The organism is Rossellomorea sp. ABR4_004, from assembly GCF_056159585.1.
On the sequence record NZ_JBSWVM010000001.1, the window covers coordinates 1,623,747 to 1,638,192 of the forward strand.

Consider the following 14,446-nt stretch of genomic DNA (forward strand, 5'->3'; position numbering starts at 1 on the left):
CTCCTCCTTCCTGTTTAAAATTCACGCGTTTGATTGGAGGATCCGATTATCCAACAGTCGTGTTTAGTTTATATGCAGCCAAAGCGTTTGTTACTTTCCCGAATTCGGAAGCGTGTGGACGGTCTTCGTCATCAGAGTATCCGTAGTCCACCATACGATTCCGGTTCAGGCATAATTTCGTCAGCTCTGGTTTAAAGAAATCAAATAGCTTGAAACGTTCTTGTAATTGCGGGAATCTTTCCTGATAGTTAAGTATTGAGTCAGCAAGAAGACCCCAGAAGGTTTCTTCTTCCATCATTTGATTATTTTTCAATAAGTTGCTCAAGTATCTCAAGTGACAAATAAAGAGACCCGTGAAGATGAACTGCGTCAGCCCTTCAGGCGGCTCTGTTCGAAGGACCGCTTTAAATTCAGATGACAGCCCTTGCAGCTCAGGGAAATCCTGGTCTGAAATATTGACGTCATCCACAAAATCTTTAATGGCTAATCGGTGTGGTTTCCCTTCCTTCAACACGACAATTGTATTTTGTCCATGGGGAGAAAAAACCGTTCCATATTGGTAAAGGTAATGGAGAAGAGGGTCCATTGCGACTTTGAAAAATTGTTTCATCCATTCTTCTGAGTCCAGGCCTGATTGTTCAATTAAACTGACAACATACGGTTTATTGTTATGATCCTCATACAATAAGGCGGCCAATGTAATCGCTTGTTCCCCGTCTTCTAAATACGTGTAGATGCTTTCTCTCCATATGGTTCCGAGCATCTCCAAGTATTGATAAGGTGCCTGCTTTAATTGTGTGTAGTAGCGGTGATTTACATTCATACTGGCATTTTCCCCTGGCAGGATGACCCGGCATTCATCTTTTAAGAATGAATCCTTTTCAGCCATTCCTTTAATGAACTCTGTCACCTTAGGAGCAATCAGCGTTCGTTCAGATGGCAGTCCCCGATAAACCAGCGTGTTCAAAATACTCATCGGAAGCTTCACATGATGCTTATCTTTGTTCGTTGTATTCACAAATGTGCGGATCGACTGCTGTGGAAGGTAGCTGTCTTCTCCCTTTCCTAAAGGAATGATGCGACCCATGGCCAGCTCCTCAGGAAAATTCTGAATGAGTGTGTTTTTCCATTGCCACTCGTGCACCGGCAAGAAATAGTATTCCGATGGTTCGTTTCCATTTTGTTTGACGATTTTGTCAAAGCGGATACAGTCTTCCTCACTAAGTTCACCTGCGATCAACGCTTCATAATCCAATCCTTCAACCGATTGAAACGTTGCAAGGTCCTTGTGAACAGCAATCCAGGAAAGCTGGACCTCCTTCTGCTGTTCAGGAGCAAAGGCAAGGTAATCATCATATCCGAACCCGATTCTCCCTTTGTTATATGTAATCCATGGGTGCCCTGTCATATACCCTTCGAGGGTGGCATAGCCTTCATGAATCAGTTCGTCCGATGTTTTCGTTTCTTTTTCAAGAAGATGGGCATCGGCTATTAATGTGCTGTTCATTTCCTTGATTAAGTGCCCCGCCGTCTCAGATGACATCCCGATGACCCCCTGGAGATCGACCAACAGCTCTATTGCGCTATCCGCTTCCTTTCTTCCTCCATTTTCAACGATATATACCGTCGTCCATTTCACATCGAAACTATCAAACAATCGTTTTTGTGCGATATAGTGATAGTACTTGGAATCTGTGACCTGCAGGGAATATTCAATATCTTCCCCATTTTCCGAGAGGGATTCAGGACGAATCATATCTTCATACATATACTCAGACAGCATTTTACCAATCAATTTCTTGTTTACTTTCGTCCAGCTATCACTCTTAAAAACACGTTGAATTTCTTCACTGAATAACATATTATCCCTACTTTCACTTAGTCTATGTTTCTGTTTCCTTTGCATCAGAGAGGTACCGGAATGTGAGCCGCTTTCGTTCCAAAGGTTTGAAACACAGTTTTGTTCTGAACCGGATATACGTCTCTCCCTGTAATGGTATTGATGATGATCGCATTACGGTGTGCACCGAGTCCAAGATCAGGTGCCCCGACTCCATGAGTATGCATTTCACCGTTCTGAACAAAAATTTCACCCGGACCTTCTACATAGGTCTCCAATCGATAATCTTCTTGCACTTTGTATCTGCCATATTCATCCCATGCAATCCACTCTTTCATTTTTGAAAGGAATCCCGGGAATGCAGGCTTATAGCCAGTGCCAAGAATGATGATATCTGCCTTATCTACGAAATGTTCATCCTTGATCCGGTGATAGCCCTGAAGTTCAAACCCTGTTTCATTTTTTTCGATTCCGACGATCTCTGTCATGGCCTGTAAGCAGATGTCCGGCTCCTCGTTTCCGACGGATCGTTCATATAAATAATCATATATATCGGCGATCGTCTCTGAACTGATGCCTTTATACAGAAGGTCTTGTTCCTTTAAGAGCTGATCCTTCTTTTCCTGTGGGAGCTGATAAAAGAAACGGGTATAATCGGGTGAGAAATACTCAAGGCCGAGTTTTGAATATTCCATCGGGAAGAATCCCTTTGAACGTGTATACCATTGCAGTGAAAACCCTTGAATCTCCTGCTCTTTGGCTACATCAAGAAACACTTCTGCTGCACTTTGGCCGGATCCGATCACAGCAACAGATTCAGCATTTGCGCATACCTCCTTATTGGATAAATAATCGGCACTGTGAAATACGGATTTTCCCAGCATTCCCTGAAAAGCTTCAGGTACAGAAGGAACAGAACCTATTCCAAGTACGAGATGTTTCGTAAACATTGTCTCAGTTTGTTGAAGGGCATCGTTCCACACGGTGACTTCATATACGCTGTCCCCACTTCCCAATTGGACCGGGACGACACTTTGGACATCCATTCCGAATCGGCATGTATCCAACTGCTCACTCACCCACTGGCAGTAATGGTTATATTCTTTCCGCGGGATATGAAATTTCTCCAGAAAATAGAAGTGGTATAAGCGGTTATGAGCCTCAAGGTAGCGGAGAAAACTGTAATCACTTCGCACATCTGCCATACTGACTAAATCCGCAAAGAACGGCACTTGTAAGGTCGTTCCGTCTATCAGCATGCCCGGATGCCAATTGAAGGCTTTCTTCTTTTCCAAAAATACGCTTTTCACTTCGGGTACCGAATCCAATAAGGCAGCTAACCCCAGATTAAACGGACCCAATCCGATCCCGATGACGTCATATAATTCATTTGATCTGTTCGTGAAGTCCATCATTCAGCCACCTCTTTTCAAATTCGCTTCTTTCACAAAACATGAGCAGACCTGTTTTGTCCGGGAGAGTAATCGGTTTAACCGGTTTAAAACCGCATTTCTCAAAAACATGGATCATTTTGTCATTTCGAATATCCGGCTCCGCTATGACTTTAGTCGTCTTCTTTTCTTGAAACTGATACGAAACCATCGTCCGTAATAACGGAAGGGAAAGTCCTTTACCAAGATACTCCCTCTCTCCAATTAACAGATGCACTCCCTGGTCGAAAGGAGCAGGAGTATACGTTTCCTCGACCACGTCGCCCTTTACCCAATAGGCCTCCCAGTAACTCATCGCCACACCGTCAAGATACCCTGCGTACAGGGTTTGATGTGAATCAGACATTGCTTTTTTTAAATGGTCTTGGAACGTTTCAAAGGGAATATTTAAATTCCAGAATGGATGGACATGCTCCTCCATCATCCATTTGTGAATAAGCTCCGCGTCCCGGTCAAAATCAATCTTCTTAAATTGAATCGTCTTTTGGATTTCTTGATCATACACTTCGTAGTCAAAGGACATGATGGATTTCCACCTCTTTGGCAAGGGGATTCTTCACCATTGTATAGACCGATTGAGCTTCCATCGGACCGACCAGTTCATCCATGTCATAAAATCGGGTCAATAGATTCGCTTTGCATGGAAGGACCGGTTGATATAATAAACTGCTCAATAGATTGGAATCTTCCCCCCACTGCTGTTCATGGTACTCCAGACGTTCCTTTACAAGATTCATAAGTTTCTCTTCATCGATGAGACCACTTGTTCCAAAACCATTGACCAGTCCGAATAAATGGTTAAAGAAGAAGTAATAACGCAATCGTTCCTCTGCCACTTCATCGGCACAAACGGTGTCGCTTTCTTGATTTAATTCTGGAAGGAATTCTTTTAGTTTTTCTACTTTAGATTCGCTATAATAGTATCCCTGATTATCTCTGTAATAGAAGGTTTCAGGGTAACCGTTCCTCAGTTGTATCACCGAGTTTTGCTGATGGGCTTCCAGGGCGATCCCGTACGTGTGGAACAACCAGATCATCGGATCAAGCGTCAGGGATAAGTATCGATCGAACCAATCCAGGCTCACTTCTTCCAGACTTCTATTCTCTCTTTGCGCTATCCCTTTAATGATGGAATGTATTCTGGCTTTTCCTCCATAAGCATGGTCCTGGCATAGGGCTGCGATCAAGCTGGTATCGCGACTGTTTTCATAGAAAGGATTTTCCCTGATGACAAGCTCAAACCCTGAAACTTCTTCTTTCAAGTCCAAGTTTAAATAAGCAGGGTCCTGGATGACCTTAAATCGTGGGAACTCTCTGTTAAGGCTTTTTCCCACTTCCGTTTCTAGTAATCTCGAAACCTCTACTCCCCTTGCCAGTTCCTTCTTTTGGTTGATGCGAAGAGAGTTTGTGATTTTGACAGGGACGGAGAATTTATACATGTATCGAGAATCTTTGCTATAGACCGTTCTGAATGATGACGTAGCCGTGAAGCGCTTCCCTAACGGACCGATGTATTCCAGTCTTCCTTCTTCCATCAGGTCTTGAACGTACACCTTTTCCAGTACTGTCTTCACTTGAAGGGGGTGTACAGGAAGCAAGACGCGTCCACCCTCTTCCATCAGCTTCTGTAACCATTTCTGGTCTACACCGGAATCATCCATTAACTCTTCAAAAATGATGGAAGCTGCAGATTTGTCGGCACTTGAATCCTGTTCTACCAACGATTTTTCCGCACTAAAGTAATGTAGCTGAAATTCTCCTTTATATTCAGGAGAATACAGATGATCTTCTTGTTCCGTCAGGCCTTGTTTACTTTTCGGGGTTGGATGAAGCATATGTCCGAATAGAAGGGACTGCTCAGCATCGATGTAGTCGAATTCTTCATTTGTAAGTACCTCGTTGTCCTGTACCCGACTTTCAACATAGCTTTTTATACTCCGACAGCTTAAGATCACTCTTAAAAGCAGTTCGTCCTCTGCACCATTTTGACTCTTATCAAGTAAGAACTCTTTTACCACTAGTGTTGTAAGGGTAATGTAGTCGAGTGGTTTCAATTCGCTTTTCCCTACCCGGTAATAGAGAGGGAAGCCGAATAGATGACGATCCGTAAGAGACCAATATTTCACTGGTATAATCAGTTCAATCTGCTGCAGGACCAAATGAGAGACGATGACTTTCTCAAATTGCCCAAATGACGGATCATTATCGTAGCGGCTCTCTTCAGTGTAGTTCCCTGTTTCTCTTAAATAGCAATTCAGAAAGCTTTGCATCGTTGCATGTTCAGCAATTTCCTTAGTGTTTCTCAATGTTTAACCCCTCCATTTACTAATTCAGTGCCGACTTCTTCAATCTCGTGTAGAAGGGAATGAATATCTTCCGGCTTTGTTCTTGGATTTAATAACGTCAATTTCAAGAAAGTCTGACCCTTAATCACTGTTTTCGCAATAACACCTTTCCCTTTATAAAGAAGGGTTTGCTGGATCGTCCGGTTCAAATGATTGAGATCCAGACCCTTTCCCTCCATCCCTTTTGGCTGATAGCGAAAGATGACTGTATTGATTTCCGGCTCAGGGTTTTGAATCACAATGTCCTCTAATTCTTCCATATGAGAAGCTGTGTATCTGGCGAGCTTCACCGTTTCATCGATCATTCCTCCAAAAAGGTCCGTCCCTACTGTCTTTAATGACAGATACAGTTTTAACGCATCAAATCTTCTCGTTGTTTGAACCGACTTATTCACCAGGTTCAAGATGCCCTCTTCATCGTCTTTGATGGGATTCAAGTAATCAGCATGATAGGATAGATAACGGAAATTGACCTCATCCTTAACGAGGAAAGCTCCGCAACTGATCGGCTGGTAAAATAATTTGTGGAAATCCACCGTAATGGAGTCGGCGTTCTCCAACCCTTTCAGTTTGTCCGCATGAGAATGACTCAGCATCAGTCCACCGCCGTATGCGGCATCGATATGGAACCACAGCCCTTGCCCGCGTGCGATTTCTGCCAATTCCCCCATTGGGTCGATACTTCCGAAATCGGTGGTCCCACACGTAGCAACAAGGGCAAAGGGCAATAAGTTCTCCTGATCAAGCTTCTGGAGTGTTTCATACACTTCCCGGACGCTCATCCGATGATTTTCATCGGTCTTAACCGTCACAACCGCTTGTTCTCCCAACCCTAGTTGGGAAGCTGCTTTCTTCACAGTGAAATGGGCCTCTTCTGAACAAAGAATCCTTAATCGATTAAAGCCTTCGGGTAAACCATCCCGTTGTACGTTATGGTTCCATTTCGAATGACAGAAGGCATCGCGTGCCAACAGGAGTCCCATATAATTGGATTGGGTTCCACCACTTGTAAAGACTCCGCTGGATGATGCCGGCAGCTTTATTTTTTCTGTTAACCACTTCACCATTTCCGCTTCCACATAAGTGGCAGCCGTACTCTGATCCCAGGAATCCATAGATTGATTGAGCGTTCCGATGATCAATTCCGCCGCCACTCCAGGAAGCAGAGGAGGACAATGTAAATGGGCCATACTCTTCTGGTGGGATATATGAAGACTGTTTTTTAAAATCGGTTCATCGATTTCATCCAGGACTTCTGCAAAGGATTTCCCTTCAGGAGTAATCGCCATGATCGGTTTGATTTCTTCTTTTATTGCACCGGGCATTTTTCCGATAAAAGGTTTCCCGGTATCTTCATATAGCTTTTGCAGTTTTCTGCTAGCTCCTTCTATCAGTTCATTAAATGCACGGATTCCTTCTTCCCCTTGATGCAAAAAGAAGGAGTCCTGGCTGGTTTTTCTTTCGATTGTTTTCATTTTCATGATTTCACTCCGCAAGAGAGGCGATTAAGGCTTCTCTGAATATCGATACCACTTCATCGACTTGCTTTTCTGTAATGATCAATGGCGGAAGGAAACGGACAACTGCCCCATGTCTTCCCCCTACCTCAAGGATTAATCCCCGCTTGAAGCATTCACGTTGGATTCCGCTTGCGACTTCAGGATTAGCCGGCTGACTTCCGCTCGCTGAATGAGGTTTAGCCGGATCTATGATTTCCACACCTACCATCAGTCCTCTGCCCCTTACATCCCCTATCTCAGGAAATTCTTGTTGAAGCTCTTTTAAGGAATGAAGAAGTCTCTGTCCCATTTCCCCGGCGTGGGCAACCAAGCGATTTTCCTTCATGAACTTCAATGTTGCGGTCCCTGCTGCCATGGCCATTTGATTTCCTCTGAATGTGCCGATATGGGCCCCCGGTTCCCAGGCATCCAGGTCGCGGTCATAGATCACGACAGATAGAGGAAGACTTCCACCGATTGCTTTTGAAAGAACAAACACATCGGGTACGATTCCAGCATGCTCAAAGGAAAATAGTTCTCCAGTGCGTCCGATTCCCGTCTGTACTTCGTCGATGATGAGTGGAATTCCACGTTCTTCAGTGATTCTTCTCATTTCCCGGATCCATTCGATTGGTGCCGGTATGGAGCCACCTTCACCTTGGACCGTTTCAAATATCATGGCAGCCGGTGGTAATATTCCACTCTCGGGGTCATCCAGAAGATTCTCGATGTATTGACTGCTGATGCGATGGCTCTCTTCTCCTCCTATTCCAAATGGGCAACGGTATGTATAAGGATAAGGTAAGAAGTGAGTATCAGGCATCAGTCCTTGTACGTTCTTTTTTGGACCCAGATTTCCGCTGATCGACATCGTTCCGTGAGTGGCACCGTGGTATCCGCCTTGAAACGTAAGAATACTTTGTCTCCCGGTTGCCGTCTTCACTAATTTCAACGCAGCTTCAATCGCATCGCCGCCTGTCGGCCCACAAAATTGGATCTTCGCACGATCACGAAATCCTTCCGGCAACGAGGAGAATAATTCATTCACAAATTCCTCTTTCACTGGCGTCGTAATATCTAACGTATGTAATGGCCGTTTATCACGGATCACTTGCTCCATGGCCTCAATGACCGCCGGGTGATTGTGACCCAGCGCTAATGTTCCCGCTCCCGCTAAGCAATCCAAGTATTTATTCCCTTCCATGTCCGTGACATAGATTCCCTCTGCTTCACTGATTGCCAGTGGGATTCTTCTCGGATAGGATCTCGCATTTGACTCGCGTCTCTCTTGTTGATCCAGTAATTCTCTATTTGAAATGGCACTTTGTACATTCATAATCAAATCTTCCTTTCGTGATTGATTGGCTTTTGCTTCCAACGTCATCTTAATTGATAATGATTATCAATGTCAATAGTAGTTGATAACTATTCTCAATTATTTTTCATTATTTCTAGACTATTTGTATGAGTCCCCACTTTCAGGTAGTCGTCCCTGTATCCTTGTAAAAAGGAAACTTTCATTTGGCTATTTTCGTAAACATCGTTGGACTTGATAAAGCGAGTAGTGGTTGATTTCCACTCCAGGTGCTCGCTTTCCGCGGGGCGTGAGTTGAGCCTCCTCGGGCTTTGCCCTGTGGGGTCTCAACTGTCCAGCTCCGGCGGCTAGCCCCTCGAGGTCATAAGCTAAATGGTCCAAGAAGGCAAAGAACGCCTTCCCGGACCATTCATCTTATGCTTGTCGGGGCTGAGCAAGCCGCCTCCGCTTTTCGGACTTTCCCGCTATTCCCGCAGGAATCGAGCACCTTCCGTTCCAATCAACTTAATAAGCATGAGTTTCTAATAATGAATAAGCACCATAAACGTGTCTTCGTAGAAATATCCATAAAATTACATTTTATCTTTTATTAAAGTGAAATAATGATCCTATTGTCCCAGTCCTAAAACCAGGAGAATAGTGGTGTTAACTCATTTCATCCAATACGTTTAACTGAGAATGATCGATTGCAATAAAAAAACCGGAGAAGTAATCTCCAGTTTATTTGTTCTAGTCAGCTCTTCAATTTTCAATTTCTTTCTAGTGGCAGTGTCATACACCTAATCCCTCCTCCACCTTTCTCAAGTTCATTCACATCGACTTCTATCAATTTCTTCCCTTTTAATGTCGGATGATCTTTCAATATCTTCTTATTGGCTTTGGTGCTGACTAATAGGGTCTCGGGATCCAAGTTCAGAAAATTGATATCCGCGACCGTGTGTTTTACATCATCCGTCCATAGAACGTCGAAGCCATGACGTCGGATGAATTCCTCCATCATCACGTACCTGCCACCATTTTCTGTGATGATTTGTACTGGAAAGAGCCTCATATAGCTCTTGGCTATGAGAAGGTCGGATCCGGCTACATTGCAGTTCATGTCCAAATGCATGGTTTCGCCGGTTCGCGGCAAGTCGATGACCCCGATCTCTGAGAAACCGGCCTGAAAGATCTCCTGTTGAATCTCTTCAATACTTTCTATACTTGTCCGCATTCCAGTATTAATAAAGACAGCCTCTTTATTCAGAACGAATACATCCCCATTTTCCAATGCCTTCAATCGGTTATTCTCCTTGATTGAAAACGTCTTTTCGTCAAACCAAGTTCGAAACAGCTCATGACTATGTACGTATTCAGGTGCCCTCATGGTAATCCCCGCATTACCCGGAATGACAGTATTTCCATATACGCATGCCAGGTCCCTCACAAATACCCTATTGATAAGTTGATGATTAAGTTCAGCCTTATCTCCCTTTAAGTACAGGGAATAGTCAATAACTGTTATTCCTGCGTCTTCCATGGCCTTCTTCATACCTTCATGATTTTCTTTCGCAATATCCTGGTTCACAGGCTTTTCCCATCCAACGTAATCCGCCGTTCTTTGGTCAGGAATGTCCAATGAAGAGGGCGAGCATACCATCACCGTCTTTAACTCTCCATGTTCACTCCAGCAATTCGGATGAACCTTAATCATGAGCAAGCCTCCTTAGTATCAGTATCCTTTACTTTCTCCTTTCGTAGGGGAAATCATTCTGTTCCCTTCACATAATTCATGAGCCTCTACGTCAAACTATGAAGCGTAAAGGTCAGGTGAAAACAAATGAGTAAATGTACGAATCAAACAAATCTTACATGGTGGCAGCTTTCATTAATCGGGGTGGGCTGTATCATTGGAACAGGTTACTTTCTCGGATCAGCCATACCTATTCAACGAGCGGGGTCCTCTGTTTTGATTGCTTATTTCGTGGCGGGAATTGGAACATGGTTAGTGTTTCAAGCCCTTGCAAAATTAACGGCCCATCATCCGGAAAAGGGATCCTTCCGTACTTATGCAAAGCAGGCTTACGGATCATGGGCAGGGTTCAGTAACGGATGGGTCTATTGGTCGGCAGAAATGCTCATTATGGGGAGTCAACTAACCGCTCTTGCTCTATTTGCTCAATTCTGGTTTCCTTCCATTCCTCTATGGATGTTCACTGCCGGGTTTGCAAGCCTTGGATTATTGATCATATTGATGGGCGTCCAGAAAGTGGAGCAGATGGAGAATCTGTTTGGAATCATGAAAGTAGCAGCCATCGTTATGTTTGTCATCATCGCAGTTGCCGCCATGTTCGGGTGGTTAGGAACCGGTGATACTGCCCAAACGCTTCAATCTCCATTAACAGAAATACTGCCACACGGTGGAAAGGGTTTATGGCTCGCACTTCTTTTTGCCTTTTATGGATTCGGGGGAATTGAAGTGATGGGACTGATGGCTCAGGAGCTTAAAGACCCGAAGGATGCCCCAAAGTCAGGGAATATCATGCTTCTCATCCTGACCATCCTTTACCTACTATCTTTTTATCTCGTCTTAAAGATCGTACCGTTAGGCAGGATTCATCCGAATGAAAGTCCATTTCTAACGGCGCTTAAACAATATGACCTTCCCTGGGTCCCCCATGTATTCAACGCCATACTGATTATTGCGGGGTTCTCCACCATGGTCGCTTCCTTATATGCAGTCACGACGATGCTGGTGTCATTGGCTGAAGAAGGGGATGCTCCTAAGGTTTTCGCCAAAAAGGGGAAATGGAAGGTCCCCATCCCTGCTTTCGGACTCATCACGCTTGTTGTCGCTGCTTCGATAATGATCGCCATGCTACTTCCTGACAAATTATTTGAGTATGTCACTACAGCAGCGGGACTCATGCTTCTGTACACGTGGATGTTTATTCTTGCTTCCTTTCACAAGCTGCTGAGCAGCGGTTGGTGGGACCGATTCCAAACAATCGTTGCACTCATCCTCATTTTACTGGCAATCAGCGGCACGCTTCTTGATCATGTAAGTCGCATTGGATTTTTTGTAAGCATCGGCTTCATTGCGCTGATTGCGATGGCGACAATTGTAAAAGAAAAAAGAGTTAAGCCGGAACGCTTTAACTCTTGATTTTCTTTTGCTTATTTAAAAATGGGCATTTCGATAGAGATGAATCATCATCACTCAGATAATACTGTTTCCACTCATAGTTGTCTTCCTGACCATACCATTTAAGGCTGGGATGGGGTTCTGCCTCATCATACTCAATGAGCCGCTTCCGTATCACTTTCTTTAATTTCTGGCCAAATGCTGTGGAAGAGTTGATTTCATCGAACACCCACCGGGGCTGGAAGGCTACAAGAAAATAAGGAAAATGACGGCTTTTCCGCACGGTATGGGCAGGTGTTGCACAGAAGGCAAAGTAAGGCTCCCCGTCAAAACAAAATTCCCATGTATGATGATGGGGGTCCTTCGCAATACCTTCCGGCCATGGTGATTCATCCAATTCATGAACCCGATTCAACAGCCCCCAGAATATATCCTGATAAGAATCAACCGATTGTTTTTCAGCCACTATCTCCTCTGAATTAAAAAAGACAACAAGCGATGCATACTTCCCTGTATCCATTGAGATTTGACCATACTGTTTAAGTAAGCAGGCAAGTTTCTCAGAAGCTGCTGGTTTTCTTGGATCTTCTGCAAACCCGAAGCGTAATGTATCTGTCTGAAAGCCTTGTTTTCCAGGTACGCATGGATAAGGATTTTCTTCATCGCACATCGCGGCCGAGAAATGCCCGTAGGCTGCTCTTTGCCATGGAGCGAGTTCCTCCCCTAGTTGTTCGATCAAACTTTTAGACCATAACATATAGCCGATCCCTCCTAAATAGTACACATTTATCCTATTAGGAAGGAACATCGTGGGTGTCTGTCTAGCCGAATAATAAACGGCAGGCCTGGACACCGAAGTAGATCCCAAACCCCATCAAAATGAGACCGGAAATAATCGATATGCCCCTCAAAATCCCTGGACTGACCAACTTCCTCGCCCCTGTCGCCACCCCGGCCATTGTAAGATCCCAAATGGTGATACCCAGAAAAATCCCCATGCTATAAAGGAAGAGCTGACCTGCTTCATAGGAGCCGGAAGTATGGGCTAATATAGAACCATAGATACCAAGCCAGAACAGAATGCTTAATGGATTGGAAATGGCCATAAAGAAGCCTGTACGAAAAGCTTTTCCTTTCGTTTCATGCAGACTTTGATGAGAGGGTTTTGTAATGGATCCCGATTTCAAGATGCCTTCAATCCCTGTATACGTCAATACAAAGAACCCGAATACCCACAAGGACAATTTAATGACCGGTGTATCAATAAATTGAGAGACTCCGAAGTAAATCAGAAGCATAAAAATCCCATCCGCTACCATTCCCCCTATCCCCACAAGCCAGGCATGGAAAAAGCCGAAGCGGATCCCCTTGTCCAGTTGAGCGGCATTTATCGGTCCCATTGGGGCAGAAAGCGATAATCCCAAAATGATATAGCTTATGAATATACTCATCTTCGACCACCTTCAAATTGACTTCTTCCTATTGTATTCGGACAGGCTGCCAAGTATTAAACCGAAATACATAATTGTGTGTAATAAGGATATTCTAATCATCGATGCTATTTTCAAGGAGGAAAAAATGATGCAAAACCAAGGACAACAATCGAATATGACACCACCAGGAACCCAGATGCCCCCGAATATGATGAACACTCAAAGTAAAAACCATGGGGGACATGAGCTCTTTGATGCCCATGAGATCATAGCAGGGATCATCAGCATGCTAGATCAGTATCAAATGTATGATCAGCACATTCAAGATCCTGAACTAAAGGATATACTAAAGCGCCAGTCAACATTCGTCACGACTATGTATAATACGATTGTGGGCAGCTTTTCGACAGGGCATGATCCCATCGTTCCAACCCAACAATACAAAATGACTCAAACCAATACCACCACATACGGCATCAAGCCAGGAGCACCTAAAAAACCGAATCAATCGGTCAATGATCTTTCCGATAAAGGCTTGTCTGCTTATATGTTGGGACAAACCAAGTCATTGGCCATGCTTCTTGCCATGACAGCCCTTGAGATGACAAACCCTGTATTACGGCGTGTCGTAGCTGACAGCGTCCCGAATTTCATTGAAATGAGCTATGAGATCTACCTTTATCAAAATAAACACGGCTATTATCAGGTCCCTCAATTAAACGACCAGGATATGACCCTTATGCTCCAAAGCTATACAACCGTTCCACAACAAAACATGCCTCAATAACGTTGGATGGATGCCTGTCGTCTCTTTTATTTTAAGAGGCACAGGCTTTTTTACTTATTCATCTTCTTGAACGACTTTCTCTCTCGCACATAGGATAGAGGGAGAGTGAAATTGGGAGGTGTTTGAGCTGATTCACACAGTCAGAGTGGGGGAAACACTCAGTCAAATATCAAGGGATTACAGGACTCCGTTACCTACTATACTTAATGCCAATCCCGGTATTGATCCGGATGTGATTTATCCAGGTCAAACGATTACGATACCAGGGATTCCGGATACAACCAATAATCCTTACCGCATTCAGGTTTCTGTTAACAATCGGTGGCTCCGTTTGTTCAAGGATGGGGTTCAAATCAAGCAGTATCCCATTGCAGTGGGGAGAGTACTCTTTGAAACTCCCATTGGGGAATTTATCATCATTAACAAAGCACCAAATCCCGGCGGACCTTTTGGAACGATGTGGATGAGTTTATCGAAAGAAAGTTACGGGATTCACGGGACCAATGACCCAAGCTCGATTGGAAATGCCGTGTCCAAGGGATGTATACGAATGTATAACAAAGACGTCGAGGAGTTAGCGGGAATCGTTCCAATCGGTACACCTGTTTTGATCAGTCCATAGGTAAAAAAGTGTATAGGAGTGCCTATACAC

Annotated in this window: 12 protein-coding genes; 3 read left to right on the forward strand and 9 right to left on the reverse strand. The window is 44.2% G+C overall.

Going from position 1 to position 14,446, the window contains the following annotated elements:
* Positions 1–46: 46 nt before the first annotated feature.
* The 7 genes from ACXAF2_RS08575 to ACXAF2_RS08605 all read right to left on the reverse strand — a co-directional run bounded on the left by ACXAF2_RS08575 (position 47) and on the right by ACXAF2_RS08605 (position 10,143).
* Positions 47–1,861 carry an IucA/IucC family protein gene (locus tag ACXAF2_RS08575; protein WP_475138173.1) on the reverse strand — a complete coding sequence of 605 codons (1,815 nt, stop codon included), beginning with the start codon at positions 1,859–1,861 and terminating at the stop codon, positions 47–49.
* A 44-nt stretch (positions 1,862–1,905) separates the two neighbouring features.
* The gene (locus ACXAF2_RS08580; protein ID WP_475138174.1) at positions 1,906–3,252 is read right to left on the reverse strand and encodes a lysine N(6)-hydroxylase/L-ornithine N(5)-oxygenase family protein; all 1,347 of its coding nucleotides are present in this window, start codon (positions 3,250–3,252) and stop codon (positions 1,906–1,908) included.
* Complete coding sequence (locus ACXAF2_RS08585; RefSeq protein WP_475138175.1) at positions 3,227–3,814, reverse strand: GNAT family N-acetyltransferase; 588 nt, start codon at positions 3,812–3,814, stop codon at positions 3,227–3,229. Before ACXAF2_RS08585 ends, ACXAF2_RS08580 begins: the two co-directional genes overlap by 26 nt.
* On the reverse strand, positions 3,804–5,597 hold the full coding sequence (locus tag ACXAF2_RS08590) for an IucA/IucC family protein (protein ID WP_475138176.1): 1,794 nt from the start codon (positions 5,595–5,597) through the stop codon (positions 3,804–3,806). Before ACXAF2_RS08590 ends, ACXAF2_RS08585 begins: the two co-directional genes overlap by 11 nt.
* Positions 5,594–7,117, reverse strand: a complete 1,524-nt coding sequence (locus tag ACXAF2_RS08595) for a pyridoxal phosphate-dependent decarboxylase family protein (RefSeq protein WP_475138177.1) — start codon at positions 7,115–7,117, stop codon at positions 5,594–5,596. The genes ACXAF2_RS08590 and ACXAF2_RS08595 overlap by 4 nt, the downstream gene beginning before the upstream one ends.
* A gap of 4 nt (positions 7,118–7,121) precedes the next feature.
* Positions 7,122–8,471, reverse strand: a complete 1,350-nt coding sequence (locus ACXAF2_RS08600) for a diaminobutyrate--2-oxoglutarate transaminase (protein ID WP_475138178.1) — start codon at positions 8,469–8,471, stop codon at positions 7,122–7,124.
* Between the two features lie 727 nt (positions 8,472–9,198).
* On the reverse strand, positions 9,199–10,143 hold the full coding sequence (locus ACXAF2_RS08605; RefSeq protein WP_475138179.1) for an arginine deiminase family protein: 945 nt from the start codon (positions 10,141–10,143) through the stop codon (positions 9,199–9,201).
* 126 nt (positions 10,144–10,269) lie between these two features.
* On the opposite strand from ACXAF2_RS08605, the gene ACXAF2_RS08610 reads away from it, so the two are divergent.
* Positions 10,270–11,595, forward strand: a complete 1,326-nt coding sequence (locus tag ACXAF2_RS08610) for an amino acid permease (RefSeq protein ID WP_475138180.1) — start codon at positions 10,270–10,272, stop codon at positions 11,593–11,595.
* Here the strand turns inward: ACXAF2_RS08610 and ACXAF2_RS08615 are convergent.
* The gene (locus tag ACXAF2_RS08615; protein ID WP_475138181.1) at positions 11,585–12,331 is read right to left on the reverse strand and encodes a YqcI/YcgG family protein; all 747 of its coding nucleotides are present in this window, start codon (positions 12,329–12,331) and stop codon (positions 11,585–11,587) included. The two genes, ACXAF2_RS08610 and ACXAF2_RS08615, sit on opposite strands and share 11 nt — an antisense overlap.
* A gap of 64 nt (positions 12,332–12,395) precedes the next feature.
* Complete coding sequence (locus ACXAF2_RS08620) at positions 12,396–13,025, reverse strand: LysE family transporter (RefSeq protein ID WP_475138182.1); 630 nt, start codon at positions 13,023–13,025, stop codon at positions 12,396–12,398.
* Between the two features lie 130 nt (positions 13,026–13,155).
* Between ACXAF2_RS08620 and ACXAF2_RS08625 the strand changes: the two genes are divergently transcribed.
* Entirely contained in the window at positions 13,156–13,794 is a 639-nt protein-coding gene (locus ACXAF2_RS08625; RefSeq protein WP_397548102.1) for a spore coat protein, read from the forward strand.
* Between the two features lie 127 nt (positions 13,795–13,921).
* Positions 13,922–14,416, forward strand: a complete 495-nt coding sequence (locus ACXAF2_RS08630; protein WP_475139161.1) for a L,D-transpeptidase family protein — start codon at positions 13,922–13,924, stop codon at positions 14,414–14,416.
* Positions 14,417–14,446: the final 30 nt, after the last annotated feature.

Coding starts and splice junctions, on each gene's coding strand:
- ACXAF2_RS08575 (WP_475138173.1), bottom strand. CDS start 1,861: ATGTTATTCAGTGAAGAAATTCAACGTGTTTTTAAGAGTGATAGCTGG.
- ACXAF2_RS08580 (WP_475138174.1), bottom strand. CDS start 3,252: ATGGACTTCACGAACAGATCAAATGAATTATATGACGTCATCGGGATC.
- ACXAF2_RS08585 (WP_475138175.1), bottom strand. CDS start 3,814: ATGTCCTTTGACTACGAAGTGTATGATCAAGAAATCCAAAAGACGATT.
- ACXAF2_RS08595 (WP_475138177.1), bottom strand. CDS start 7,117: ATGAAAATGAAAACAATCGAAAGAAAAACCAGCCAGGACTCCTTCTTT.
- ACXAF2_RS08600 (WP_475138178.1), bottom strand. CDS start 8,471: ATGAATGTACAAAGTGCCATTTCAAATAGAGAATTACTGGATCAACAA.
- ACXAF2_RS08605 (WP_475138179.1), bottom strand. CDS start 10,143: ATGATTAAGGTTCATCCGAATTGCTGGAGTGAACATGGAGAGTTAAAG.
- ACXAF2_RS08610 (WP_475138180.1), top strand. CDS start 10,270: ATGAGTAAATGTACGAATCAAACAAATCTTACATGGTGGCAGCTTTCA.
- ACXAF2_RS08615 (WP_475138181.1), bottom strand. CDS start 12,331: ATGTTATGGTCTAAAAGTTTGATCGAACAACTAGGGGAGGAACTCGCT.
- ACXAF2_RS08620 (WP_475138182.1), bottom strand. CDS start 13,025: ATGAGTATATTCATAAGCTATATCATTTTGGGATTATCGCTTTCTGCC.
- ACXAF2_RS08625 (WP_397548102.1), top strand. CDS start 13,156: ATGCAAAACCAAGGACAACAATCGAATATGACACCACCAGGAACCCAG.